Here is a 25234-nt window from a genome sequence, read left to right as displayed (position 1 = left end):
AAAACACCCAGCGCCATAAAGAAAAGCTTTTTCTCATGCGTGGACTGTTCTCGTGATGGCGCGCTCTTGAACAGGTAGGTTTACCAAGAATGCAAAGACGCCAAGGCCAATAGCAATTTCCCAAACGATCAAATAGGAGCCAGTCCGATCAAATAGGTAACCCCCCAAAAATGCACCACAGAAGCTACCCAGTTGATGCGAAAAGAATATTAAGCCCGAAAGCATCGTGAGGTACTTCACACCAAAGATTTGCGCCACAATGCCGTTTGTTAGGGGAATGGTGGAAAGCCATAGAAAGCCCATGATGGCGGCAAATACATAGGTGCTTAATGGGCTAGGTGGCAGCCAAATAAATGCAGCAATCGCTATAGAGCGGCCAATATATATCCCTGATAGTAAATAGCGTTTTGGAAAGCGCTGACCAAAGATGCCCGCGCTGTAGGTGCCAAAGATATTGAATAGACCAATTAAGGCAAGTGCAGTTGTTGCTACAGCAGGCGCACCCACAGCTGGGTAGTTCGCTGAAAGATCTTTGAGATAGGGTGCTAAATGTACGGCAATGAATACCACCTGAAAGCCACACACAAAATATCCTAAAGTGAGTAGACGAAAACTGGGGTTGCGCAATGCCTCTGCTAAGGCCTGCTGTATTGTTTGATCACCAAGTTGATGGTTGTGGACAAAGTTTTTCTCCCGCAACATAAATGCAGTGGGAATCATGAGACTTGCCATCAGCGCTAATAACAATAGTGCGTCTTGAGCACCAAAGTTACTCAGTAAACCTTGCTCAGCTGGAATCATTAAGAATTGACCAAATGAACCTGCGGCCGCTGCAATGCCCATGGCCCAAACGCGTTTATCAGCTGAAACATTGCGACCCAAAATTCCATAAACAACGCTGTAAGTGGTGGCGGTTTGGGCTAATCCAATCAGCAAACCACCGGCAAGCGTAAAGTTCAAGGCGTCAGTAGAGATCGCCATGCCAGCTAAGCCCAGCGCATAGAGAACACCACCAGCCACCATGATTTTGAAAGCGCCATAGCGATCTGCCAAGGCGCCGGTGATTGGTTGAACTGCTCCCCAAATCAGGTTTTGCAGTGCAATGGTGAGCGCAAAGGTTTCTCGACCCCAGCCGTTGGTCATCGTAATGGGCAAATTAAATAGGCCAAAACCATGGCGTATACCCATCGATAGCGTCACCATCAAGCCGCCATAAATGAGGACTTGTTTCATGGACAGGGATGGTTTTGAGATTGAGTTAGTCATGTTCTAAATCACCCCTTTCGCACGCAATGCATCAATTGCATCACGATCTAGATTGAGGTGATCCATCAAGATTTCCTCGGTGTGCTGTCCAAGCAATGGTGGTGCTAAGCGGACTTCCGTTGGTGTTTTAGAGAATTTCATCGGACTGGTAACCAACTTCAGATCCCCAATGGTTGGATGCATCACCTGTTGCAGAATATTTCTGGCAAGAATTTGTTCGTTTTCAAATACTTCTTTGACATTATTAATGGGGCCACAAGGAACCTTGGCTTGTTCCAATATAGAAATCCATTGGGCTTTAGTTTTTTGGCGAGTCATCTGCTCAAGCAAGGGGACGAGTTGATGGCGATGTTGCACCCGTAGCGGATTTGTGATGAAGAGAGGGTCTTCTGCTAAGTGCGCTTGGCCACCAACAGTCACAAATTGACGGTATTGGCTATCGTTGCCTGCTGCCACAATGATCCAACCATCAGACGTTGGAAAAGTTTGATAGGGAACAATGACAGGAGATGTATTGCCTAAGCGCTTCGGTAGTTGATCTGCAGTCAGGTATGCGCTGGCTACGTTCGCCATCATTGCTACCTGGGTATCGAGCAAAGCCATATCGATAGATTGACCTTCTCCCGTGTGATCGCGATGCACTATGGCTGCAAGAATCGCGGTAGTAGCATACATTCCTGTAAACAGATCGGCGATAGCAACACCAGATTTTTGTGGACTACTGCCAGGAATATCTTCAGCTTCTCCGGTAATGCTCATGATGCCGCCCATACCCTGAGTGATGAAGTCGTATCCAGGACGTTGTGCATACGGTCCGGTTTGACCAAAACCGGTAATTGAGCAAAAGATTAGATTGGGTTTAATCTTTTTGAGACTTTCATAGTCCAAGCCATACTTTACTAAGTCACCAACCTTAAAGTTTTCCAGCACAACGTCAGACTCAAGCACTAGTTGACGAATAATTTCTTGACCTTCGGTAGAACTGATATCTAAGGTGATAGATCGTTTATTACGATTGCTCGAAATAAAGTAGGTAGATTCGGTAGTCTCCTGACCGCTGTCATTTTTAGCAAAAGGAGGTCCCCAGCTACGTGTTTCATCTCCGCTGCCTGGGCGTTCGACTTTAATGACGTCAGCACCCAAATCAGCCAAATTTTGTCCACACCACGGCCCCGCAAGTACCCGGCTTAGGTCTAAAACACGAATATGACTTAAGGCTCCCATGACCTGATTTTGGCATGGATGGCAGGGGATTACGTGAAATTTCGGCTTAGACTTCAGACATGGCTACAATTTCCGCGCATGGCTACTCGTAAAACTTCCGAATACAGTGAATCGTCAATTCAGGTCCTAAAAGGCCTAGAACCAGTCCGTCAACGGCCTGGGATGTACACCCGAACTGATAACCCCTTACATATCATCCAAGAGGTTTTGGATAACGCTTCGGACGAAGCATTGGGTGGTTTCGGTAAGCACATCACTGTCACGATGCATGCCGATGGCAGTGTTAGCGTAGAAGATGATGGCCGCGGTATTCCAGTGGGAATGCACCCGACTGAAAAACTACCCGTAGTGGAGATTGTGTTTACCCAGCTCCATGCTGGCGGTAAGTTTGAAAAAGGCAGTGGTGGAGCTTATGCCTTTTCAGGTGGTTTGCATGGTGTTGGTGTCTCCGTCACTAATGCATTGTCGAAACGATTAGAAGTGACTGTCTGGCGCGATGGTCAAGTTTCAACTCTGACATTTGCAGATGGCAAAGTCATTGAAAAACTTAAGTCTTCTGCCTCTGGCAAAGACGATAAGTCACACGGTACGCGAGTACGTGCGTGGCCAGATGGCAAGTATTTTGATAGCGCCACTATTCCAATGCCGGAATTGATTCGTCTATTACGCTCCAAGGCAGTTTTATTGCCAGGCGTCAAAGTCACCCTGATCCAAGAAAAAACTGGTGATAGTCAAACTTGGCAATATGCCCAAGGTTTGCGTGGCTATTTGAATGAAGCCATTGCACAAGCGGGCCATGGCCCCGAAGTCATTCCCCCATTTGAGGGTGAGCAATATGCCAGCGGGACTGGCGATGATGATTCTTTTGCGGAAGGCGAAGGCGCTGCATGGGTAGTGTGCTGGACTGAAGATGGCGCACCCGTCCGTGAAAGTTACGTCAATTTGATCCCAACACCAGCTGGCGGTACTCATGAGAGCGGATTACGCGAAGGCCTCTTTAATGCCGTGAAAAGCTTTATTGAAATGCACGCCTTACAACCGAAGGGTGTGAAGTTGATGCCGGAAGATGTTTTTGCAAGAGCATCCTTTATTTTGTCGGCTAAAGTGTTGGATCCGCAATTTCAGGGACAGATTAAAGAGCGCTTAAATTCTCGTGATGCTGTGCGCTTAGTTTCCGGCTATGCAAAATCTGCTCTAGAGCTGTGGCTAAATCAACATGTCGATTACGGTCGCAAGTTAGCAGATCTCGTGATCAAGCAAGCCCAAGCACGAACCAGGGCAGGGCAAAAAGTTGAGAAGAAGAAGTCTTCTGGCGTAGCTGTGCTGCCCGGCAAACTCACTGATTGTGAAAGCCAAGATATCTCGATGAATGAGATTTTCTTAGTGGAGGGTGATTCTGCGGGTGGTTCAGCCAAAATGGGGCGCAATAAGGAGTACCAGGCAATCTTGCCATTGCGCGGCAAGGTGCTCAATACTTGGGAAGCCGAGCGAGATCGCCTCTTTGCGAACAATGAAGTCCATGATATTGCCGTTGCCATTGGCGTTGATCCCCATGGTCTCAATGATGATCCTGACCTCTCAAACTTGCGTTACGGCAAGGTGTGCATTCTTTCTGATGCGGACGTTGATGGTGCCCATATTCAGGTACTCCTCCTCACGCTGTTCTATAAGCATTTCCCAAAATTAATTGATTTAGGTCACGTCTATATTTCAAGACCACCACTCTTTCGGGTAGATGCACCTGCACGCGGTAAAAAGCCAGCACAGAAGATCTATGCGCTGGACGCTAGTGAGTTGCAAGCGATTGAAGATAAGCTACGCAAAGATGGCGTGAAAGAGTCTGCCTGGCAAATTTCTCGTTTCAAAGGTTTGGGCGAGATGAGTGCTGAACAATTATGGGACACCACATTAAACCCCGATACCCGTCGTCTCTTGCCAGTTACTTTAGGCTCTTGGACCGAGGATGAGACTTTTAAAACGATGGACATGCTAATGGGCAAATCCGAATCTAGTGCAAGACGCGATTGGCTTGAAGAGCGCGGCAATGAAGTCGAGGCAGATATTTAATGGCAATCAAGAAAACCCCCGGCAAGAATCTCACCACAGAACAAGCCGATTTATTCTCCAGTCCCATTGAAATGGATATTGTTGAAGTGCAAGAGGCACCTTCAAGCAAAATATCCTCCGATTCAAAAGGCGGCAATGGTCCTAAAGATCCCCATGATCCAAAGACTATTGATCTGAATGAAGATAACAAAGATAGTTTGACGCTAGCGGTCTATGCTGAGCGCGCGTATTTAGATTACGCCATTAGCGTTGTCAAAGGCCGTGCTCTGCCTGAGGTTGCCGATGGTCAAAAGCCAGTTCAGCGCCGCATTTTGTTCTCGATGAGTGAGATGGGTTTGCGTGCTGACGCTAAACCGGTCAAGAGTGCGCGAGTCGTTGGAGATGTACTCGGTAAGTTTCATCCGCACGGCGACCAATCCGCATACGATGCATTAGTTCGTTTAGCCCAAAGCTTCTCATTGCGTTATCCACTCATTGATGGCCAAGGAAACTTTGGATCGCGTGATGGTGATGGTGCGGCAGCAATGCGCTACACCGAAGCTCGCCTAACCAAAATTGCAGGTTTGCTGTTAAGTGAAATTGACGAAGGAACAGTGGATTTCGCCGCAAACTACGACGGTTCTTTCCAAGAACCCAAGTTATTGCCAGCACGATTGCCATTTGTTTTACTCAATGGTGCCTCTGGTATTGCAGTGGGTATGGCTACAGAGATTCCATCCCATAACCTTCGTGAAGTTGCCTCTGCTGCGATTGCCTTAATGAAGTCGCCTAAGTTATCTACAGCGGATTTGCTAGCCATCATGCCTGGGCCAGATTATCCAGGCGGTGGACAGATTATTTCCTCAGGCGCTGAGATTGCACAGATCTATGAGACAGGTCGTGGCAGCATTAAAGTGCGCGCTCGTTGGTCAGTAGAAGAGTTGGCCCGTGGTCAATGGCAAATAGTAGTAAACGAATTACCACCAGCTACTTCATCGCAGCGGGTTCTGCAAGAGATTGAGGAAATTACCAATCCAAAAGTGAAGGTTGGTAAAAAGACTCTGACTCCGGAACAAAACAATCTCAAGTCAACTATTTTGAATGTGCTTGATGGCGTTCGCGATGAATCTAGCAAGGATGCTGCGGTTCGTTTGGTATTTGAGCCCAAGAGTAAAAATATTGATGTGAATGAGTTTGTCAACCTCTTATTGGCTCATACCTCACTGGAATGCAATGCGCCAATGAATTTGGTGATGATTGGTAACGATGGTCGCCCGCGACAAAAGGGTCTCAAAGAGATTTTGACTGAGTGGGTAGAGTTCAGGGTTGCTACTGTCACGCGTCGTACCCAATACCGTTTGGGTAAAGTCAAAGACCGCATGCATATTTTAGAAGGGCGTTTAACCGTGCTTCTGAATATTGATAAGGTCATTAAGATCATCCGTAATAGTGATGAGCCCAAAGCTGATCTGATCAAAGAATTTAAACTGAGTGATCGTCAGGCAGAAGACATCTTGGATATTCGCTTGCGTCAGCTGGCCCGTCTTGAAGGTATCAAGATTGAGCAAGAGCTGAAAGAGCTGAAGGCTGAACGTGATGATTTAGAAGGCCTCTTGCAAAGCGACGCAGTACTGCGCAAGCGTATTGTGAAAGAGATTGAATCTGATATGAAGGATTTTGGTGATGAGCGCCGGACCCTCATTCAGGAAGATAAGCGTGCTGTTGCAGAAACCAAAGTCATCGATGAGCCCGTCACAGTGATCGTTTCGCAAAAAGGCTGGGTTCGTGTGCGCCAGGGTCATGAGCACGATCAGACGCAATTCGCCTTTAAAGCTGGTGATGCCATGTATGCCACCTTCGAGGTCCGTACGGTAGATGTCATACAGGGCTTTGGTAGTGATGGTCGTGTGTATACCGTCCCTGTGAGCGAGCTCCCTGGAGCCCGCGGTGATGGTTCGCCATTAACGAGTTTCGTGAACTTAGCCCCTGGCTCACAAATGGTTGCTTACTATGCTGGTCAGATGGATGACTTGGTTTTGTTATCGACTAAAGCGGGTTACGGATTCCTGGCCAATGTCGCAGATATGAGTACCCGCAATAAGGCCGGTAAATCATTCATCAGCGTTGATGCCAAGCATCCAGGTGATGCACCACTGGGCGCCGCCAAGGTGCAAGTGGGCATGAAACAAGTCGCTTGTTTATCTGCGGCGTCTAAATTACTCGTCTTCCCATTGGATGAACTCAAACGTTTACCAACTGGTGGTAAAGGAGTGATTTTGATGGGGCTAGACGATCAAGAATCTCTAGCAAGCGCGATTGCAGTTGGCCCAGATGGCGCTACTTATTCTGGTGCTGGACGCGCTGGTAAGCCCACTGAATTAAGTCTGGATGCTAAGACGCTGAAATCGTTTGCTGGTAATCGAGCTCGTAAAGGACACTTTGTTGAGCCGCGTCTCAAAGACGGCAAACTAACAGCAAACTAAGTTTTCTGAGGAACGCTGATGCCGTATTTCACGGCAATGACTTCTGCCAGAATCGATACAGCGATTTCTGGTGGAGTGAGGGCGCCAATATAAAGTCCAACCGGGCCATATAGTCGATCAAGCTGTTCTGGTGAAAGGTCAAACTCTAAAAGACGCTCTTTGCGTTTTTGAGTATTCTTGCGACTCCCTAAGGCGCCTACATAAAAGGCCGGTGAACGTAGGGCCTCCAGTAAAGCCATATCATCCAGCTTGGGATCATGGGTTAATGCTACGATAGCCGTATGAGAATCTACCCCGATCTCTAGCAATACATCATCTGGCATCCCCTTGATAAAAGTAACGTCACTGCGATTGAGTCCTTCGGCATATTCTTCACGTGGATCAATCACGACGACATCAAAGTCTGATGCAAGCGCAAAATCTGCGGTGTACTGTGACAGTTGCCCGGCGCCAATAATCACCATGCGCCAGCGTGGTCCATAGCTAGTGGTAATCTCATTTTCAGTGCAGATAAATTCATCATGGCGTGATCCGCTCTCGAGGGTGGATTTACCGGTACTTAAATTGACGGTGCGACGGGTGATTTGATGCGCAGATATTTGCTCAAGCAATTTCTCTAAAACAGCCAGCTCTGGTTTTGGTTCGACGAGAAGGCGGAGAGTTCCGCCACACGGTAAGCCAAAGCGAGCTGCTTCTTGTTGACTCACGCCGTAGACCACCATCTGAGGAACATCGCGATTCAAAATTTCCGATTGCACGCGACGGATTAAGTCATCCTCCACACATCCTCCGGAAACGGAGCCTGCTACTTGCCCATCTTCGCGAATAGCTAACCATGAGCCAACGGGGCGGGGTGCCGATCCCCAAGTTTGGACAATGGTCGCAATGGCTACCGGGTGTCCAGACTTAAGCCAAGAGACGGCAGATTGGAGAACGCTAAGGTCGGTACTATTCATGCAAAAGTTCGTCTTTTATTGTTTATTGTTCTAGATTCCTATTTATTATCACTCTAATGACTTCTTTGGGTAAGCCAACACACTCTGTTCCATTGCGTTTAGCTGTTCTCCTTCTGGCAGCGGGAGAGGGAAGTCGCCTGGGTTCGATACCCAAAGGATTGCTGAAAAAAGATGGTCAATCCTTATTGAGGCGCTTCTTTCAGGCCATCAAACCATTTTCCCTTGCTGAGTTTTTGGTAATTACAGGATTTCATGCACCAGCTATTGAATCGGAGTTGGCCTTACTCCAGAATGAAATGAATCTTCATGCATCGGTCATTCGCAATTCACATCCACAGCAAGGCCAATCATCTTCGGTCCGCTTGGGTATTGAATCCCTTCGTGGCGACTACGATGCTTTGCTGATTGCCCTATCTGATCAGCCTGAAATTTCTAATACTGATATCACTGCATTACTGAATCAATTTGAAGGCCGTGATGTAGGGAGCGAAATTATTTTGCCGATCATCGACGGGCAACGTGGCAACCCAGTAGTGTTTTCTAGGAAAGCAATTGGGGAGATATTGGCCGTACCAGGCATGGTCTGCCGAGCCTATATGGATGCACATCCAGAACTAGTTCAAGCCTTTGAAACTCATCGAGCGGCTTATATTTTGGATGTCGATACAGAGGCCGACATCCAAAAACTGAACTTACAGTGCCCTTAAATTTCTGCGATTAATTCAATTTCAACACAGGCACCAAGGGGAATTTGGGCTACCCCAAATGCACTCCGAGCATGTTTGCCTGCATCGCCAAATACTTCAAAGAGCAATTCTGAGCAGCCATTGATGACTAAATGTTGTTCTGTGTAATCAGCGGTAGAGTTCACTAAGCCCATGACTTTGACAATGCGCTTAACTTTATCCAATGATCCCAAGTGATTTTGCAAGGTAGCCATCAAATCAATCGCAATGGATCTCGCGGCAGATTTGCCCGTTTCGGTATCCATATTCTCTCCAAGTTTTCCAACCCATACCTTGCCATCTTTCTTGGCGATATGACCAGACAGAAAAACAGTGTTCCCAGAAGTTGCGGCCATGACGTAGGAAGCAGCAGGAGGGCCTGGAGGGGGTAAGTCAATTCCCAGGGATTTGAGGCGGTCAAGAATGGCGTTGCTCATGATTTTGTGTCCAGATTGGGTAGATCTTGAATCTTACTGGGAAGCGGTTTTCTTCTCTATTTTTTAGTGTTTTCTTGGATTTTTGCCCCAGAAATCCCTAAAGAATGGTGAAGGAACGGTCTCTCCGCTATACTCTTGCAAATTGATTTAAATCAAACTCATTAATAATGATTTCTATGAAAAAACTAACAATTCTTCCTCGATTGCTTATTGCTGGTTTGGCTTTTGCTGCTGTTGCTGCTCAAGCTGATGAGGTGAAGGGCAGTGCTGCTGCTGGTAATGCCAAGGTTTGGCTTTGCACTGGTTGCCACTCCATTCCAGACTATCGTGCTGACTATCCTTTGGTTTACAGAGTGCCAATGCTCGGCGGACAAAACGCTGGTTACATTGCTACAGCATTGGCTGAATACAAGAAGGGTGAGAGAAAACATCCAACGATGCGTTCCATCGCTACAAGCTTGTCAGACCAAGACATGGCTGATATCGGCGAATACTATGCTGCGCAAACTGCCAGCTCACCTAACAACCCATTGAAGTGATATTTAGAGGCATTTTTATGAAAGTCGCACTAGTTACTGCAGTATTGCTATCGAGCATTGGTTTGACGAATGTTGCCATTGCTGCCAATGCAGATAAAGGTCAAGCCCTAGTTGAGAAAGCCAATTGTGCTTCTTGTCATGGCGCTGGTCTGAATGCACCAATTTTGCCTATCTACCCTAAGCTTGCAGGTCAGTATCCAGATTACCTGTATTACGCCCTGAAGGCTTATAAGGTTGGAAATGCCAACGCTCAATTTGGTCGCAATAATGCGGTAATGGGCTCCCAGGTACAGGCATTCTCTGATGCGGACATGCAAGATATCGCCGCATATATTTCTTCGTTGCCTGGAAATTTCGTGATTAAGAAATAAGCACGACAAACCATCTTGATTCAAAGGCTTAGATTAATACTCTAAGCCTTTGTTTTTTATAGGTTTATACCTTATCGTAAAGCCTCTAGGCCTCTGGAAAAGTGCTTCCGCATGGCGGCTTCCGCTGCTAACTCATCACGCTTGAGGATGGCCCTGAGAATCTCACGATGCTCTAGCAGTGAGCTTTGCAGTCTTCCAGTACTCGTTAATGAGTCTTTCCGATGGAGTTTGAGAACTTTTCGTAAGTCTGCAATCACGCCATTCATCCAGCGATTACCTGCAATTTCTTGGATTAGCTCATGAAATTTGCCATTAATTTCAAAAAATTGCTCGATATCACGGTCAGCAGCTGCCTTTTCAAGACGATGGTGCAAATGATCGAGTAGGTTGAGCTGATCCTCGCTTGCTTTTGTAGCAGCCTCGCGAGCGGTTTGGCACTCTAAAAGCGATAGGACAGTGAAAATTTGCTCCAAATCCTCTCGATTGACTTCAGTAACGTAGGCTCCACGACGCATCTTCATCGTGATTAAGCCTTCAGAAGCGAGTACCTTAATGGCTTCTCGCATTGGTGTACGGCTAATGCCAAACTGCTCAGCCAAAGCTTGCTCATCTAGCCAGCTGCCTGGAGCTAGTTGTTTGCTAAAGATTTGCTCCCGTAGCCGGTCAGCCACATCTTCATAAAGGGGTCTGTTAATAAGTTTTGTATTCATAATTATGAATACATGATAGCTAGACAAATGAGCAATAGTCAAGCAAAATTGCGAAATTCGCTAGGAATGCAACAACCCACACCAGGAGTGTTTTGTGAGTTCAGATAACAACAGTTCATCAAAAAATCCATGGCCTGCAGTACCAGATAGCAATTTGGAAGCCTGGAAAAAATCTGCGCAGAAATCTGCGCCCAATGGTGATATCAACAGCTTAGGCTGGAACACCCCAGATGGCATCAAGCTGAAAGCCTTGTATACGTCGGCTGATACTGAGGGTCTGAATTACACGGATACATTGCCAGGATTTGAGCCGTTTGTGCGCGGCCCACAGGCGACGATGTATTCAGTGCGCCCTTGGACGATTCGTCAGTACGCAGGTTTTTCAACGGCACAAGAATCCAATGCGTTTTATCGCAAAGCGCTAGCAGCTGGTGGTCAAGGTGTTTCCGTCGCATTTGACTTAGCAACACATCGCGGCTACGACTCTGATCATCCTCGTGTAACGGGTGATGTGGGTAAAGCAGGTGTAGCGATTGATTCAGTAGAAGACATGAAAATTCTGTTTGATGGCATTCCATTGGACAAAGTTTCTGTTTCTATGACCATGAATGGTGCGGTACTTCCAGTGCTCGCAGGTTACATCGTTGCAGGTGAAGAGCAGGGTGTGAAGCAGGAGCAACTTTCAGGAACTATTCAGAACGATATTCTGAAAGAGTTCATGGTGCGTAACACCTATATTTACCCGCCAGAGCCCTCGATGCGCATTATTGGCGACATCATTGAGTACACCGCAAAACACATGCCCAAATTCAACTCGATTTCGATTTCGGGTTACCACATGCAAGAGGCTGGTGCTAACCAAGTATTGGAATTGGCCTTCACCTTGGCTGATGGTAAGGAGTATGTAAAAACTGCTTTAGCTAAAGGATTGGATGTCGATGGCTTTGCTGGTCGCTTGTCGTTCTTCTTTGCGATTGGTATGAACTTCTATTTAGAGGTCGCAAAATTACGGGCCGCCAGATTATTGTGGTGGCGCATCATGAAGTCATTTGAGCCAAAGAACCCAAAATCGTTGATGTTGCGTACCCATTGCCAAACATCTGGTTGGTCACTAACTGAGCAAGATCCCTATAACAACGTGGTGAGAACAACCGTCGAGGCAATGGCTGCTGTATTTGGTGGCACACAGTCATTACATACGAATTCATTTGATGAGGCAATTGCTTTACCTTCGGAATTCTCTAGCCGCATTGCACGTAATACTCAATTAATTCTTCAAGAAGAAACCCATATCACGAGTGTTATTGATCCTTGGGCTGGCTCTTACATGATGGAGAACCTGACACAGGAAATGGCTGATAAAGCTTGGGAAATCATTCAAGAAGTCGATGCAATGGGCGGCATGACTAAGGCGGTTGAAAGCGGTTGGGCCAAATTGAAGATTGAGGCTGCTGCTGCTGAAAAACAAGCCAAGATCGATTCGGGCTCCGATGTCATTGTGGGTGTCAATAAATACAAACTCGCAAAAGAAGATCTGGTCGATGTCTTGATGATCGATAACGATCGCGTCCGTGACGGTCAGGTTGCTCTTCTTCAAGAGATCAGAGCAAAACGAGATACTAAAAAAGTAGAAGCCGCATTAGATGCACTCACCAAAGCAGCCGAAAGCAATACCGGCAATCTGTTGGAATTAGCTGTGCATGCGATTCGCTTGCGCGCCACGGTTGGTGAGGTTTCTGATGCATTAGAAAAAGTTTACGGGCGCCATCGCGCCGATACTCAAAAGGTGACCGGTGTGTATGCAGCTGCCTATGACTCAGCCGAAGGTTGGGAAAAACTCAAAGAAGAAATTGCGGACTTTGCAAAAGACTTTGGTCGACGCCCACGCGTGATGATTGCCAAGTTAGGTCAAGATGGTCATGACCGAGGCGCTAAAGTCGTAGCAACTGCTTATGCGGACTTAGGCTTTGACGTAGACATTGGACCTTTGTTCCAAACCCCCGAAGAGTGCGCACGCCAAGCTATTGAAAATGACGTGCATGCATTAGGGGTTTCAACTTTGGCTGCAGGCCATAAAACTTTAGTGCCTGCCATCATTGCGGAATTGAAGAAACAAGGATCAGATGACATCATTGTGTTCGTTGGTGGTGTGATTCCACGACAAGACTACGAGTTCCTCTATGAGGCTGGAGTCAAAGGAATCTATGGCCCAGGCACACCGATTCCGGCTTCTGCCAAGGATGTGCTTGAGCAAATCCGCAAATCTGTAAAACCAACTTAATTGCAGATTGCAAAGCATGCTGGAAGCTGCTGACCAGGATTTAGTCAAAGATCTTACGGGTGCACCATCGCCTCAACAGCGTCGTGCATTAGCGAAGATCATTACCTTGCTGGAATCCACTCGGCTAGATCATCGCAAGCGTGCAGACGACGTTCTCAATACCTTGCTGCCAAAGACAGGAAAATCATTTCGCCTTGGGATTTCTGGAGTGCCGGGCGTTGGTAAATCCACGCTCATTGAAACTCTTGGTTTATATCTGATTGAAAAGGGTCATCGTGTTGCTGTCATGGCAATTGACCCATCTTCAAGTCTTTCTGGCGGCTCAATCTTGGGTGATAAAACCCGCATGGAGCGACTCTCAGTCTTAGAAGATGCATTCATTCGACCCAGTCCGTCTTCCGGCACCCTAGGTGGCGTTGCCGAAAAAACTCGCGAAGCGATGCTAGTTGCGGAAGCCGCAGGTTTTGACATCATCATCGTCGAGACTGTTGGCGTGGGTCAAAGTGAAATTGCTGTGGCTGGTATGACCGACATGTTCCTTTTATTGCAATTGCCTAATGCAGGCGATGATCTTCAAGCGATTAAAAAAGGCGTTATGGAAATTGCAGATCTGATTGCAATTAACAAGGTCGACATTGATCCAGATGCAGCGATGCGAGCGCAATTATTTATTACTAGCTCACTCCGCTTACTGGGCTTTCAAGGCAATCCAGACCATGCTTCCCATCACCAAGAATTTTGGCATCCTACCGTCATTACCCTCAGCGCCCTCGAAGGCAAGGGCGTACCTGAGCTGTGGGACAAGGTGAGCCATTTTGAAAAATTACAAAGAGCGAATGGCAAGTTTGAGAGTCGTCGCAAGCAACAAGCTGGTGCATGGATGTGGGATCGCATTGATGCAGGATTAAAAACGGCGTTTCGAAATAATCCAGCAGTCCAGGAGTTATTACCAATCTTAAGTGCACAAGTAAATCAAGGAACTATGGCAGCTTCAGTAGCAGCAAGACGCCTATTGGAGTCCATGGGACATGAATTTTTCTAAGGAGTAGGAAATGAAGGACATCATTCAACAACTAGAAGCTAAGCGCGAACTTGCCCGATTAGGTGGTGGGCAAAAGCGCATTGCGGCTCAACACTCGAAAGGCAAATTGACAGCCCGTGAGCGCATTGAGTTGTTGCTAGATGCTGGCACATTTGAAGAGTGGGATATGTTTGTAGAGCATCGCTGCCACGACTTTGGGATGGCTGAGCAAACTGTTCCAGGTGATGGTGTTGTGACTGGTTATGGAATGATCAACGGCCGCTTGGTGTTTGTGTTCTCCCAGGACTTTACTGTGTTGGGCGGCTCTCTATCAGAAGCCCATGCAGAAAAGATCTGCAAAATCATGGATCAGGCCCTAAAGGTCGGCGCTCCAGTTATTGGATTAAATGACTCTGGTGGTGCTCGTATTCAAGAGGGTGTTGCATCTTTGGGCGGCTATGCAGAAATTTTCCAACGTAACGTGACTGCCTCTGGCGTGATCCCACAGATTTCCTTAATCATGGGACCATCTGCGGGTGGTGCTGTCTATTCACCAGCGTTAACCGACTTCATCTTCATGGTCAAAGATAGTTCCTATATGTTCGTGACTGGTCCAGAGGTTGTCAAAACAGTGACCCATGAAGACGTTACCGCTGAGGAGTTAGGTGGTGCAGTAACGCACTCCACCGTTTCCGGAGTCTGTGATTTAGCGTTTGAGAACGATGTTGATGCCATCATGATGCTGCGTCGCTTCTTTAATTACCTACCGCTTTCGAACCGCGAGAAACCACCGCTCATCAAAGGCGCTAATCGCACAGAAGAGCCCGATTTCTCTTTAGATACCTTAGTGCCATCCAACCCAAATCAGCCTTATGACATGAAAGAGTTGATTGAAAAGATTGTGGACGATGGTGAGTTCTTTGAATTGCAGCCTGACTATGCCAAGAATATTGTGATTGGCTTTGCTCGGATGGAAGGTCGCTCCATTGGTATTGTGGCGAACCAACCATTGGTGTTAGCTGGTTGCTTAGATATCAAGGCCTCCATTAAGGCAGCCCGTTTTGTGCGTTTTTGCGATGCTTTCAATATTCCCGTAGTCACTTTGGTTGACGTTCCAGGATTTATGCCAGGAACTGCTCAAGAGTACGGCGGCATCATTAAACATGGCGCTAAGTTGTTATATGCCTATGCCGATTGCACAGTACCGAAGGTCACTTTGATCACTCGTAAAGCGTATGGTGGTGCCTATGATGTGATGGCATCTAAGCATCTTCGAGGAGATGTGAACTTTGCCTGGCCTTCAGCTGAGATCGCCGTGATGGGTCCTAAAGGCGCAGTAGAAATTATCTTCCGCGAAGAAAAATCTGATCCTGAAAAAATTACTGCCCGTGAAGCAGAGTACAAATCTAAGTTTGCGAATCCATTTGTAGCAGGGCGTCGTGGTTACATCGATGATGTCATCTTGCCGCATGAAACACGTAAACGCATTGCCCGCTCATTGGCAATGTTGAAAGACAAAGACTTGAAGAATCCTGCCCGTAAACACGGCAATATTCCTCTGTAAAGGCGCAAACCCATAATGACTACCACTATGTTTAAGAAAATACTCATTGCTAACCGCGGCGAGATTGCTTGCCGTGTTATGAAAACCGCTAAAAAGATGGGCATCAAGACGGTTGCTGTTTATTCCGAGGCGGACAAAGAAGCGCGTCACGTACAAATGGCTGATGAGGCTGTTTGCATTGGGCTGGCGCCATCAAGGGAATCCTACTTGGTGATGGATCGGATTATTCAAGCTTGTAAAGACACTGGGGCTCAAGCAGTCCACCCTGGATACGGCTTTTTATCTGAAAACGAGCAGTTTGCAAAACGCTGTGAAGAAGAGGGCATTGTCTTTATTGGTCCTAAATATCAGTCGATTGCAGCCATGGGCGACAAAATTGCTTCTAAGAAATTGGCATTAGAGGCAAAAGTGAATACGATCCCTGGCCATAACGAGGCGATCGCCACAACTGAAGAAGCCGTGAAGATTGCTCAAGGCATTGGCTATCCCGTCATGATCAAAGCTTCTGCTGGCGGCGGCGGCAAAGGTTTGCGGGTTGCATTTAATGATAAAGAAGCTGCAGAAGGATTTGTAGCTTGTAAAACAGAAGCTATGAATAGCTTTGGTGATGACCGCATCTTCATCGAAAAGTTTGTTGAAGGCCCACGCCATATTGAAATTCAGGTGTTAGGGGACTCACATGGCAATGTGGTGTACCTCAATGAACGGGATTGCTCGATCCAACGTCGCCATCAAAAGGTGATTGAAGAGGCACCATCCCCATTTATCGATCCCGCCACCCGCAAAGCCATGGGTGAACAAGCAGTTGCCTTGGCAAAAGCCGTGAATTATCAATCTGCGGGTACTGTTGAATTCGTTGTGGGCAAAGATAAGTCCTTCTACTTTCTGGAGATGAATACCCGCTTACAAGTTGAGCATCCCGTAACTGAATCCATTACAGGTTTAGATCTAGTTGAGCAAATGATTCGCGTTGCGGCTGGCGAAAAACTGGCCTTTCAGCAATCTGATGTGAAGCTGGATGGATGGTCTATGGAGTGCCGTATTAATGCGGATGATCCCTTCCGCAACTTCTTGCCATCAACCGGACGTTTAGTGAAGTATCGCCCTCCAGAGTCTGTTCATGGTGTGCGCGTTGACACTGGCGTCTATGAGGGCGGGGAGATTCCGATGTTTTACGACTCCATGATTGCCAAATTGATCGTGCATGGTAAGGATCGCTCTGAGGCAATTGAAAAAATGCGCTCTGCATTAAATGATTTTGTAATTCGGGGTATTCATTCGAATATTCCGTTTCAGGCAGCGTTGTTGCAGCACCCCCGATTCGTCAATGGCGATTTCACTACGGGATTTATTGCTGAAGAATACCCGGAGGGCTTTAAAAAGGATTCAGTTCAACCTGTAGATCCAAAACGTCTCGCTGCTTTAGCGGCATTCATGCGTTATCGCTACCTTGAGCACATCAAGATGATTGATGGTCAATTGGCTGGTCATGAGATGGTGATTGCTAAGAAGTTTGTAGTGGTTACGGGTAAAAAATCGGGCTCTATGAATGACCCCTATGAAGTGCCGGTGCGTATTGAGCTCAAGGATGGCATTTACTCTGTATACATTGACGAAGCAGATGGCGTAAGCCGTTATGACATTGAGAGCAATTGGCGCCCCGGTCAAATTTGCTTGCATGCCACGATTAATCGCAGCAGCAAAGTGACAGCCCAAGTTGAACGAAAAGGCGTGAAGTTCTATTTGGTTCTCGATGGCGCGCAATATGAGTGTATGGTTCTAAGCCCGTTGGGTGCAGAGTTACAACGCCGTATGCCAGTTAAATTGCCACCAGATACCTCAAAATTAGTGATGTCACCAATGCCAGGATTACTTACTAAGATTGCGGTAAAGGTGGGCGAAGCGGTGACTGCTGGGCAAAAATTGGCATCCATCGAGGCAATGAAGATGGAAAACACCTTATCAGCAATACAAGATGGGGTTGTTGCAGAAATTTGTGCCAATGAGGGCGATAGTCTGGCGGTAGATCAATTGATCATTCGCTTCGAATAATTAAAAGGGTTAAAGATGTCTGCTAAGCCATTTAAGATTTTAGGAATTCAGCAAATCGCTATTGGTGGTGAGAGTAAAGAGCGTCTCAAAACGCTTTGGGTTGATCTCTTAGGTTTTGAATATAAAAGCACCTTCGTTTCTGAACGCGAAAACGTGGATGAAGATATCTGTGCAATTGGTAAAGGGCCTCATGAGATTGAGCTTGATTTAATGCAACCGTTTGATGTTGAAAAAAAGCCTGCAGTTCACCAAACCCCCTTAAATCACATAGGCTTATGGGTGGATGATCTTCCCAAGGCGGTAGAGTGGCTAGCAGCTAATGGTTTGCGCTTTGCCCCTGGCGGTATACGCAAGGGTGCTGCTGGCTTTGATATCACTTTTGTACACCCCAAAGGCAACGATGAGTTCCCAATTAGCGGCGAGGGCGTACTAATCGAGCTTGTTCAGGCGCCAGCGGAAGTCATTGCACAATTGAGTTCATAATTTGGACTTGTAAATCACCAAATAAGGCTTAAAGTGGCAAATATACTGGCCATCGACACCTCAACAGCATGGTGTTCGGTGGCTTTATCTTTAGATGGGCAAGCTCCTATACTGCGACACGAATCCGTGTCTGCAGGCGCTAGCCAACTCATCTTGCCTTGGGTTGAGGAGCTCCTTCATTCTTCAAATTCCTCCTTAAAAGCGCTTGATGCGATCGCAGTTGGTATTGGGCCTGGCGCATTTACGGGTGTCAGGCTGGCAGTTGCCACAGCACAAGGCCTAGGAATTTCTCATGCCTTAGCCATACTCCCCGTGATCAGTCTAGATGCAATTGCTGCACAGTTGGTCAGGACTACGACCTTTAAAAAAAGGGCAGCAAATTATTTTGCAATTGCTATTGATGCACGTATGGATGAAATCTATTGGGCCAAGTATGAGCGACCCGTCAACGATTCTGACTTAGCAAAACGGCTCGGCGATATTCACTTGTGTAAGCCAGAGGATATCGATCTACATGAGATTCAATTTTTAGCTGGTAGCGCTCTCAATGCTTACGGTTCAAGAATATTTACCAATGCACCAGCCCCATTTTCTGAGACAGCGCTTGATCGTGAAATTCAATTGAGCGCATTAGGCCTGCTAGATTGTGGGCAGCAGATGCTACTTGCTGGACGACAGTGCGATGTGCGTGATCTTGAGCCTTTGTATGTGCGAGATAAAGTAGCTTTCACTACCTTAGAGCGCCAAGCAGCAGTTAAACCATGAATAAGGGCGTTGCTGAACTATCCTTTATGCCAATGCAGGCACAAGATTTGGATGCAGTTTTAGCAATCGAATCTGTCTCGCATATCCATCCTTGGACTCAAGGCAACTTTGCGGATTCATTAGCTGCTGGTCATTGGGCCTATTGCATACGACCAGAACTTGCACAAGCGATCCAGGGATCTTATCTTGACCCAGAAATTCTTTGGGCCTACTGCATCTTATTTCCTGCTGTCGATGAATTACATCTTCTCAACATTACAGTCTCACCCAAATTGCGCCAATTCGGCTTGGGTTCGAGAATCATGGCTGCTATTGAAGGTGTGGCCGCCCAGCAAAACTTTCCGAGAATCATTTTGGAGGTAAGGCCCTCCAACATCGCAGCTGTCTCGCTTTATCAAAAATTGGGTTACGAGCAAATTGGACTTAGAAAGGGCTACTATCCCGCCGATAGCCAAACTGGCAGCCGAGAAGATGCCTTGGTGATGGCTAAATCGATTAAGCTAGATCTATGAACAATACAAATTCTGCCTTTCTGAAAGAAATGGGTATTAGTGAATGGGTTTCCAGAGATGGTGGCCATGAGCAGCCACAGGCTGAGATTGCACAAGTTTCTGAGAGCTCCCCTCGGTCCCATTGGTGGTTTTTTGGTAGCAAACCTCAAGGCGAAGCAGAAATCTTGTTCCAGAATATCCTGCGTGTTTTAGCATTAAATACGCAGGAATGGTCCTGGAAAAATCCTGCGGACAAGGTCAGTGAGCTATCCGCTCCCGACAATGGTTTACCTTTAGTAGCAATTGCTTTTGGTGGTCCAGCAGCTCAAAAAATCACTGGTGAGCGAGATCCATTGCCGCAATTGCGTGAAACTGTTTTAGCGCTCAATAACGGGGCTGATGACGAGATACCGGTTATTGCAACATTGGATTTGAACCAGCTGGTTTCACAGCCCAAAGATAAGGCACTGCTTTGGCAGGATCTTCTGCTCGCTAAATCAGTGCTGCAGAATATCTAATAAAGCCTTAGAAGATTAATGTTTATGCTCGCCGATAAGGTGCATAGAGTCATACTGAGCTTGATTTCTAGCGTGGCGCTTAATGACAAGCCACATGAGTACGCTGACAACTAAGCCAAAACCAATAATGACAAACGGTACTGGAATATCGAGCCAAATTAATAGAGAGTACATTGCCAACATCATCAAGACAGAGATATTCTCATTAAAGTTTTGTACGGCAATCGAATGACCTGCAGACATGAGTACATGACCGCGATGTTGTAAAAGGGCATTCATAGGCACTACAAAGTAGCCTGCCAACCAACCTACTGCAACCAACAAGAAGTAAGCGGGCAACAAATTCAAATTGACTTTTAGCGCACCAATGGTAAACAGCGTTGTATCGGGGAGCATGTCTGAGTTATACAAAGCCATCACGCAAACTAAGAGACCCATTGCAATACCGTATGGCAAAACATTGAGTGACTTACGCAAAGGCACACGCCAGGCAGCCCAAACTGCCCCACCTGCAACACCCACAGCAGAGATTGCTTGCAAAATTGCACCTTGGGAGAGGTTCATGTGCAAAGCTACTTGAGCCCACTTAATGACAATAAATTGCAAGGTAGCACCAGCGCCCCAGAATAAGGTGGTGACAGCCAATGAGATCTGGCCAAGGCGATCATCCCAAAGTGTTTTAAAGCAAACTGAAAAGTCTTTAATGAGTTCGATAGGATTTGCTCGTTGGGCAACATAGCGAGCTCCGGTATCTGGGATCTTCAAGTTAATCAGTGCGGCAACAACATAAATTCCCATGATGATCAGGATGGCAGATTCAGCAGGGGTATCAATGCCTGTATCAATGGTTGGAAAGTCAATCGATAACAGGCTTTGAGAAACTGTACTGCTGATTAAAACGCCACCTAAAACGGTGCCTAAAATGATTGAGCCTACAGTGAGACCCTCAATCCAACCATTCGCGGCAACCAATTTTTCAGGTGGAAGCAATTCAGTCAAAATGCCGTACTTTGCAGGTGAATAAGCAGCGGCCCCTAAACCGACAATGGCATAAGCCAATAATGGGTGGCTACCAAAGAGCATGACCACACAACCAACAAATTTAATCGTGTTGGTGATGAACATGACATTACCCTTAGGGCGGGAATCGGCAAAGGCGCCTACAAAAGCGGCAAGTACTACATAGGACAATACGAAGAATAATTTGAGTAAAGGGGTCATCCAGGCCGGAGCGTGGAGCTGGGCCAATAGGGCAATAGCTGCAATCAGCAGGGCGTTATCAGCAAGCGACGAAAAAAATTGCGCCGCCATAATGATGTAAAAGCTACGGTTCATTCGTACAATCTAGTCATTCATTCAATTAAAACACGAAAGGGGAGGTGAAGATGGCCAGCACAGCTAATAGCTTGATAAATAGGCCCATTTTGGCATCTATTCACACCGAGGCCTTTCGGCATAATTTAAGCAGAGTTCGGGAGTTAGCTCCAGAGTCCAAGATTTGGTCGGTGATTAAATCGAGGGCCTATGGCCATTCTTTTGAGGCGGCATTGCAGGGACTAGATTCCACCGATGGCTTTGCCCTACTCAATATTCAAAATGCAGTGCGTTTGCGTGAATCTGGCTGGCAGGGTCGTATTTTGCTTTTAGAGGGCTTATTTCATGAAAAGGAATTGGCACTTGCTGAAAAGCTGGCCTGTGATCTAGTGGTTCATTGTGAAGCTCAAGTGCGTTGGTTGGAAGAATATCAAGGCCATAAACCTTTTCATGTTTTCCTAAAAATGAATAGCGGCATGAACCGACTGGGCTTTAAACCTGCTGCTTATCGAGTTGTATTTCATCGGCTTCACGCCATTGGATGCAAGATGCATCACATGACCCATTTTGCCAATGCCGACCAGATTGATCGTCAACCAACCGTAGATGGACAGTTAGAAGTTTTTAATAAAGCGATTGAGGGTTTAGAGGCCCCAACATCCTTAGCTAATTCAGCAGCGATTCTTTGGCATCGCAATGCCTTGGGCGATTGGGTCAGACCTGGAATCATGCTCTACGGCGCTTCACCCACAGGTTTGCATGCCGATATTGAACATTCTCATCTCCAGGCGGTAATGCACTTACATAGTGAAATTATTGACATTCAGGATCTGCAAAAAGGTGATCGTGTGGGTTATGGTGGTCGATATGAAGCTCCAGAACCGATGAAAGTTGGCGTGATCGCATGTGGCTATGCCGATGGTTATCCTCGTCATGCAAAGGATGGCACCCCAGTTTGGGTGAGTGATGGTACTCAGAATGGTGGGGTGATTTGTCCCATTGTTGGTCGTGTATCGATGGATATGCTCACCATTGATTTGCGCAATGCACCCTTTGCTCAGATCAGCAGCCGCGTTGAACTATGGGGGAATCAAGTCCCAGTGGATGACGTTGCTCAGATGAGTGACACCATTGGCTATGAGTTACTGTGCGCTGTAGCGCCCAGAGTCCCCGTCATCATTAAATAAATTAAATACCATTAGGCAAATAAAAACCCCATTCAATTTGAATGGGGTTTAGTTTTTGATGAGCAACTGTTTTACTTATTCCAGAACTGCCACCATCTGCGTTCTTTCTTGACACGCTGTCCAGTCTCTAGCATTTGGCTATCTGGGAAGTTGAGCTTAAAGACTCGGAGAGTGTCGTTGGCCAAATCCGTCATGCCCAATTTTTCATAGGACTTGTACAAAATATAGAGGGCTTCTTCAACTGCTGGTGCACGATCGTAATCACGGATAACGAGCTGCGCACGGTTCGCTGAAGCTAGATAAGCCCCGCGTTGATAGTAGTAGCGTGCCACGATGACATCAGCCTCAGCCAGTGAATTCACAATGTAGCGCATCCGATCTAAGGAGTCAGGAGCGTATTTACTATCTGGGAAGCGCTCCACTACTACCTTAAAGGATTCAAAGGCATCTTTAGCGGCTTGCGGGTCACGCTCACTTAAGTCTTGGCCAGTAAATTTACCCAGCCAGCCCAAGTCATCGTTAAAGGTAATCAAGCCTTTAAGGTAATAGGCGTAATCTAAATTGGGACTGCCTTGATGCAATTTGATAAAGCGATCGATGGCTACCAATGCTTGAGCTTGCTCTTGTGCTTTCCAATAGCAATAAGCAGCATTGATTTGCGCTTGTTGCGAGTAAGGGCCAAATGGGAAACGGGCTTCGAGCTTATCGAAGTATTTACCGCATTTAGCAAAGTCGGCTTCGTTTAATTTATCGGTCGCCTCAGAGTAGAGCTTGGTTTCTGACCAGATATCGGTATCGTCTTTTTGACCATCGCTACCAGCACAGCCAGTGAGCAGCACTAATACAGCGATCGCGGCGAAAAGGAGGGCGCCCAGACTAAAACGGGGAAAAGTCGCTTGCTTTTTTAGAATTGATGGACCAGCAAGCCTTAAACTGGCATCTGATAGTGCGTCGGACAAAACTGAAAGGCTCTTTAAGCGTGGCATTGCCGCAAACTCCTAATTCGAATCCTGTCGATTATATCGATGAAGAGGATTTCATATCCCTAGAAATACCTTTGGAGATGGCGGGTGAACGCCTTGACAAGGTTTTGGCAGGGTCTTTACCGGATTACTCCCGTAATCGTCTCAAGTCTTGGGTCGAGGCAGGGGCAGTCATGGTTGATGGAAAAGTCACAAAAGCCCGGTATTTACTGCGTGGAGGTGAAAGCATCAAGGTATTTCCTCAAGAAATGCCTGAGCAATTTGCTTTCAGCCCAGAAAATATCCCACTAGACGTCGTTTATGAAGATGAGTCGATCATTGTGATCAATAAGCCACCTGGTCTTGTGGTCCATCCTGCAGCTGGCAATTGGACCGGAACGCTACTAAATGGACTCTTATTTCGTTATCCAGAACTGAAGACCTTGCCTAGAGCTGGCATTGTCCATCGTTTAGATAAAGACACTTCAGGATTAATGGTGGTCGCGCGGACTGCCTTGGCCCAAACTTCATTAGTTAGACAGCTTCAGGAAAGAACGGTTGGGCGTCGCTATTTGGCTTGGGTATGGGGGGATGCTCCAAGTCAGGGCAAAGTCTTAGCTTCCGTAGGTAGAGATCAGCGTGATCGCCTCAGAATGGCGGCAGGGAGTGCACAGGGAAAACCGGCAGCTACGCTTTACCGTCGTCTTGCAAAAGGGCTTTTTCAGGAACAGCCAGTGGCACTGCTGGAGTGCCGCTTAGAAACAGGCCGCACCCATCAAATCCGAGTCCACTTGGAATCTTTAGGTTTCCCATTGCTAGGTGATCCCGTTTATCGTAAAAAGACACCTGGAGCTGCTAAGTTATTACCATTTGAGCGACAGGCCTTACATGCTTTTGCTTTGAGTTTGCAGCACCCCGTATCACTAGAGTGGATGACTTGGTTTCGAATGCCCCCTCAAGATTTAATGGATTTGTTGCCGCAAGTCACCATGAGTACAGATGATTTGCCTAAAGAAGAAGCTTTACTCGCATCTTTGCAGAACGAACACAAAGCATGAGTTTTATCAAACCACAATGGCCAGCACCAGCCAATATTCAAACACTAGTAAGCACCAGAAGTGGTGGCATTAGTAATGCGCCCTATGAAACCCTCAATTTGGGTACGCATGTTGGGGATCAGCCCGCAAGAGTGTTGGGGAATCGTCAAATCCTCAGAAAGCATTTACCCCAAGAGCCACTTTGGTTAAATCAAACTCATAGCACCGCAGTCAGTACACCCAGTAGTCGAGCTCAATCACCTAATCAGCCTTTTGAGGCGGATGCCGCAGTAACGAATATTCCGGATGAAGTGCTGGTGATTATGACGGCTGACTGCTTACCTGTTTTGTTCACGAATGCGAATGGATCCATGATTGGTGCTGCTCACGCAGGCTGGCGAGGCTTGCTAGAAGGCGTCTTAGAAGAAACCGTTGGCGCAATGCTCAATCTTGAAATGGGTTCTCGCCCTCAAGATTTAGTGGCATGGCTGGGACCTGCAATTGGCCCTGAATCCTTTGAAGTGGGAGTAGAGGTGCTTGAGCGCTTTCAATCAACTGGGCTACATGATGTCACCCAGTCTTTTATGCCAATTGAAAATAAGCCTGATCAGTATTTGGCGAACATCTATCAACTGGCACGAGATCGTCTAGAAGCTTTAGGTGTGAACGCAATCTTTGGCGGTGATTTATGCACCGTGAAGGACCAGGAACGTTTTTTCTCTTATCGCCGGGATGGAGTAACAGGTCGTTTTACATCCCTGATCTGGATTACTCAATAAGCAATGTCTTCGGGTAATCACTA

The 25234-nt window shown here is 46.8% G+C and carries 23 protein-coding genes; 16 read left to right on the top strand and 7 right to left on the bottom strand.

Annotated features, from left to right (window positions below):
* Window positions 1-33: 33 nt before the first annotated feature.
* Together IEN92_RS08495 and IEN92_RS08490 are read right to left on the bottom strand one after the other, a co-directional pair.
* Complete coding sequence (locus IEN92_RS08495) at window positions 34-1266, bottom strand: MFS transporter (RefSeq protein WP_215376540.1); 1233 nt, start codon at window positions 1264-1266, stop codon at window positions 34-36.
* Window positions 1267-1269: 3 nt separating this feature from the next.
* The gene (locus IEN92_RS08490) at window positions 1270-2490 is read right to left on the bottom strand and encodes a CaiB/BaiF CoA-transferase family protein (protein ID WP_215376542.1); all 1221 of its coding nucleotides are present in this window, start codon (window positions 2488-2490) and stop codon (window positions 1270-1272) included.
* A 78-nt stretch (window positions 2491-2568) separates the two neighbouring features.
* Between IEN92_RS08490 and IEN92_RS08485 the strand changes: the two genes are divergently transcribed.
* Entirely contained in the window at window positions 2569-4557 is a 1989-nt protein-coding gene (locus tag IEN92_RS08485; protein ID WP_216162686.1) for a DNA topoisomerase IV subunit B, read from the top strand.
* Window positions 4558-4628: 71 nt separating this feature from the next.
* Window positions 4629-7019, top strand: a complete 2391-nt coding sequence (parC, locus tag IEN92_RS08480) for a DNA topoisomerase IV subunit A (RefSeq protein ID WP_255539826.1) — start codon at window positions 4629-4631, stop codon at window positions 7017-7019.
* Here parC and IEN92_RS08475 read toward each other — a convergent pair.
* Entirely contained in the window at window positions 7016-7975 is a 960-nt protein-coding gene (locus IEN92_RS08475; RefSeq protein ID WP_216162684.1) for an XdhC family protein, read from the bottom strand. The genes parC and IEN92_RS08475 overlap by 4 nt on opposite strands.
* Before the next feature lie 56 nt (window positions 7976-8031).
* On the opposite strand from IEN92_RS08475, the gene IEN92_RS08470 reads away from it, so the two are divergent.
* The gene (locus tag IEN92_RS08470) at window positions 8032-8682 is read left to right on the top strand and encodes an NTP transferase domain-containing protein (RefSeq protein WP_216162681.1); all 651 of its coding nucleotides are present in this window, start codon (window positions 8032-8034) and stop codon (window positions 8680-8682) included.
* On the opposite strand, the gene IEN92_RS08465 is transcribed toward IEN92_RS08470, so the two are convergent.
* The gene (locus IEN92_RS08465) at window positions 8679-9137 is read right to left on the bottom strand and encodes a RidA family protein (RefSeq protein WP_216162679.1); all 459 of its coding nucleotides are present in this window, start codon (window positions 9135-9137) and stop codon (window positions 8679-8681) included. The genes IEN92_RS08470 and IEN92_RS08465 overlap by 4 nt on opposite strands.
* Window positions 9138-9313: 176 nt before the next feature.
* Between IEN92_RS08465 and IEN92_RS08460 the strand changes: the two genes are divergently transcribed.
* Window positions 9314-9676, top strand: a complete 363-nt coding sequence (locus IEN92_RS08460; protein WP_216162674.1) for a cytochrome c — start codon at window positions 9314-9316, stop codon at window positions 9674-9676.
* 17 nt (window positions 9677-9693) lie between these two features.
* Window positions 9694-10047: a cytochrome c gene (locus IEN92_RS08455; RefSeq protein WP_215376559.1), complete on the top strand. Its 354-nt coding sequence runs from the start codon at window positions 9694-9696 to the stop codon at window positions 10045-10047.
* A 71-nt stretch (window positions 10048-10118) separates the two neighbouring features.
* On the opposite strand, the gene IEN92_RS08450 is transcribed toward IEN92_RS08455, so the two are convergent.
* Window positions 10119-10757 carry a GntR family transcriptional regulator gene (locus IEN92_RS08450; protein WP_215376562.1) on the bottom strand — a complete coding sequence of 213 codons (639 nt, stop codon included), beginning with the start codon at window positions 10755-10757 and terminating at the stop codon, window positions 10119-10121.
* A 94-nt stretch (window positions 10758-10851) separates the two neighbouring features.
* Here IEN92_RS08450 and scpA point away from each other — a divergent pair, with 94 nt between their 5' ends.
* From scpA to IEN92_RS08410, 8 genes are read left to right on the top strand one after another with little or no spacing between them, the layout of a single operon-like run.
* Entirely contained in the window at window positions 10852-13038 is a 2187-nt protein-coding gene (gene scpA, locus IEN92_RS08445) for a methylmalonyl-CoA mutase (RefSeq protein ID WP_216162672.1), read from the top strand.
* Between the two features lie 16 nt (window positions 13039-13054).
* Window positions 13055-14080 (top strand): methylmalonyl Co-A mutase-associated GTPase MeaB, encoded by a 1026-nt coding sequence (gene meaB, locus IEN92_RS08440; protein WP_215376567.1) that lies wholly within the window; start codon window positions 13055-13057, stop codon window positions 14078-14080.
* A 10-nt stretch (window positions 14081-14090) separates the two neighbouring features.
* Window positions 14091-15623 (top strand): acyl-CoA carboxylase subunit beta, encoded by a 1533-nt coding sequence (locus IEN92_RS08435; protein ID WP_215376570.1) that lies wholly within the window; start codon window positions 14091-14093, stop codon window positions 15621-15623.
* A 15-nt stretch (window positions 15624-15638) separates the two neighbouring features.
* Window positions 15639-17675 (top strand): acetyl-CoA carboxylase biotin carboxylase subunit, encoded by a 2037-nt coding sequence (accC, locus tag IEN92_RS08430; RefSeq protein ID WP_216162668.1) that lies wholly within the window; start codon window positions 15639-15641, stop codon window positions 17673-17675.
* Window positions 17676-17690: 15 nt separating this feature from the next.
* Window positions 17691-18158: a VOC family protein gene (locus IEN92_RS08425; RefSeq protein WP_216162665.1), complete on the top strand. Its 468-nt coding sequence runs from the start codon at window positions 17691-17693 to the stop codon at window positions 18156-18158.
* 33 nt (window positions 18159-18191) lie between these two features.
* Window positions 18192-18923 (top strand): tRNA (adenosine(37)-N6)-threonylcarbamoyltransferase complex dimerization subunit type 1 TsaB, encoded by a 732-nt coding sequence (gene tsaB / locus IEN92_RS08420; protein ID WP_370623916.1) that lies wholly within the window; start codon window positions 18192-18194, stop codon window positions 18921-18923.
* Window positions 18920-19435: a ribosomal protein S18-alanine N-acetyltransferase gene (gene rimI / locus IEN92_RS08415; RefSeq protein WP_216162662.1), complete on the top strand. Its 516-nt coding sequence runs from the start codon at window positions 18920-18922 to the stop codon at window positions 19433-19435. The genes tsaB and rimI overlap by 4 nt, the downstream gene beginning before the upstream one ends.
* The gene (locus tag IEN92_RS08410; RefSeq protein WP_216162659.1) at window positions 19432-19932 is read left to right on the top strand and encodes a DNA polymerase III subunit psi; all 501 of its coding nucleotides are present in this window, start codon (window positions 19432-19434) and stop codon (window positions 19930-19932) included. The genes rimI and IEN92_RS08410 overlap by 4 nt, the downstream gene beginning before the upstream one ends.
* Before the next feature lie 15 nt (window positions 19933-19947).
* On the opposite strand, the gene lplT is transcribed toward IEN92_RS08410, so the two are convergent.
* Window positions 19948-21267 (bottom strand): lysophospholipid transporter LplT, encoded by a 1320-nt coding sequence (lplT, locus tag IEN92_RS08405; protein WP_216162656.1) that lies wholly within the window; start codon window positions 21265-21267, stop codon window positions 19948-19950.
* A gap of 50 nt (window positions 21268-21317) precedes the next feature.
* Between lplT and alr the strand changes: the two genes are divergently transcribed.
* Window positions 21318-22433, top strand: a complete 1116-nt coding sequence (alr, locus tag IEN92_RS08400; protein ID WP_216863960.1) for an alanine racemase — start codon at window positions 21318-21320, stop codon at window positions 22431-22433.
* 71 nt (window positions 22434-22504) lie between these two features.
* Here the strand turns inward: alr and IEN92_RS08395 are convergent, their stop codons facing one another.
* A complete protein-coding gene (locus tag IEN92_RS08395) occupies window positions 22505-23392 on the bottom strand; it encodes an outer membrane protein assembly factor BamD (protein ID WP_251366809.1) in 888 nt (295 codons plus the stop codon).
* A gap of 20 nt (window positions 23393-23412) precedes the next feature.
* On the opposite strand from IEN92_RS08395, the gene IEN92_RS08390 reads away from it, so the two are divergent.
* Both IEN92_RS08390 and pgeF read left to right on the top strand, forming a co-directional pair.
* Complete coding sequence (locus IEN92_RS08390) at window positions 23413-24453, top strand: RluA family pseudouridine synthase (protein ID WP_370623915.1); 1041 nt, start codon at window positions 23413-23415, stop codon at window positions 24451-24453.
* The gene (gene pgeF / locus IEN92_RS08385; RefSeq protein WP_216162653.1) at window positions 24450-25211 is read left to right on the top strand and encodes a peptidoglycan editing factor PgeF; all 762 of its coding nucleotides are present in this window, start codon (window positions 24450-24452) and stop codon (window positions 25209-25211) included. The genes IEN92_RS08390 and pgeF overlap by 4 nt, the downstream gene beginning before the upstream one ends.
* The last annotated feature ends 23 nt before the right edge of the window (window positions 25212-25234 follow it).

Source organism: Polynucleobacter sp. MWH-Creno-3A4 (assembly GCF_018881885.1).
Lineage (GTDB): Bacteria > Pseudomonadota > Gammaproteobacteria > Burkholderiales > Burkholderiaceae > Polynucleobacter.
The sequence above is the reverse complement of the archived record's forward strand: the minus strand, read 5'-3'. Positions and strand labels throughout refer to the sequence as shown.

Excerpts from the sequence above, each read along its gene's own strand:
- IEN92_RS08495 (WP_215376540.1), bottom strand. The coding sequence starts at position 1,266 with ATGACTAACTCAATCTCAAAACCATCCCTGTCCATGAAACAAGTCCTC.
- IEN92_RS08490 (WP_215376542.1), bottom strand. The coding sequence starts at position 2,490 with ATGGGAGCCTTAAGTCATATTCGTGTTTTAGACCTAAGCCGGGTACTT.
- IEN92_RS08485 (WP_216162686.1), top strand. The coding sequence starts at position 2,569 with ATGGCTACTCGTAAAACTTCCGAATACAGTGAATCGTCAATTCAGGTC.
- parC (WP_255539826.1), top strand. The coding sequence starts at position 4,629 with ATGGATATTGTTGAAGTGCAAGAGGCACCTTCAAGCAAAATATCCTCC.
- IEN92_RS08475 (WP_216162684.1), bottom strand. The coding sequence starts at position 7,975 with ATGAATAGTACCGACCTTAGCGTTCTCCAATCTGCCGTCTCTTGGCTT.
- IEN92_RS08470 (WP_216162681.1), top strand. The coding sequence starts at position 8,032 with ATGACTTCTTTGGGTAAGCCAACACACTCTGTTCCATTGCGTTTAGCT.
- IEN92_RS08465 (WP_216162679.1), bottom strand. The coding sequence starts at position 9,137 with ATGAGCAACGCCATTCTTGACCGCCTCAAATCCCTGGGAATTGACTTA.
- IEN92_RS08460 (WP_216162674.1), top strand. The coding sequence starts at position 9,314 with ATGAAAAAACTAACAATTCTTCCTCGATTGCTTATTGCTGGTTTGGCT.
- IEN92_RS08455 (WP_215376559.1), top strand. The coding sequence starts at position 9,694 with ATGAAAGTCGCACTAGTTACTGCAGTATTGCTATCGAGCATTGGTTTG.
- IEN92_RS08450 (WP_215376562.1), bottom strand. The coding sequence starts at position 10,757 with ATGAATACAAAACTTATTAACAGACCCCTTTATGAAGATGTGGCTGAC.
- meaB (WP_215376567.1), top strand. The coding sequence starts at position 13,055 with ATGCTGGAAGCTGCTGACCAGGATTTAGTCAAAGATCTTACGGGTGCA.
- IEN92_RS08435 (WP_215376570.1), top strand. The coding sequence starts at position 14,091 with ATGAAGGACATCATTCAACAACTAGAAGCTAAGCGCGAACTTGCCCGA.
- accC (WP_216162668.1), top strand. The coding sequence starts at position 15,639 with ATGACTACCACTATGTTTAAGAAAATACTCATTGCTAACCGCGGCGAG.
- IEN92_RS08425 (WP_216162665.1), top strand. The coding sequence starts at position 17,691 with ATGTCTGCTAAGCCATTTAAGATTTTAGGAATTCAGCAAATCGCTATT.
- rimI (WP_216162662.1), top strand. The coding sequence starts at position 18,920 with ATGAATAAGGGCGTTGCTGAACTATCCTTTATGCCAATGCAGGCACAA.
- IEN92_RS08410 (WP_216162659.1), top strand. The coding sequence starts at position 19,432 with ATGAACAATACAAATTCTGCCTTTCTGAAAGAAATGGGTATTAGTGAA.
- lplT (WP_216162656.1), bottom strand. The coding sequence starts at position 21,267 with ATGAACCGTAGCTTTTACATCATTATGGCGGCGCAATTTTTTTCGTCG.
- alr (WP_216863960.1), top strand. The coding sequence starts at position 21,318 with ATGGCCAGCACAGCTAATAGCTTGATAAATAGGCCCATTTTGGCATCT.
- pgeF (WP_216162653.1), top strand. The coding sequence starts at position 24,450 with ATGAGTTTTATCAAACCACAATGGCCAGCACCAGCCAATATTCAAACA.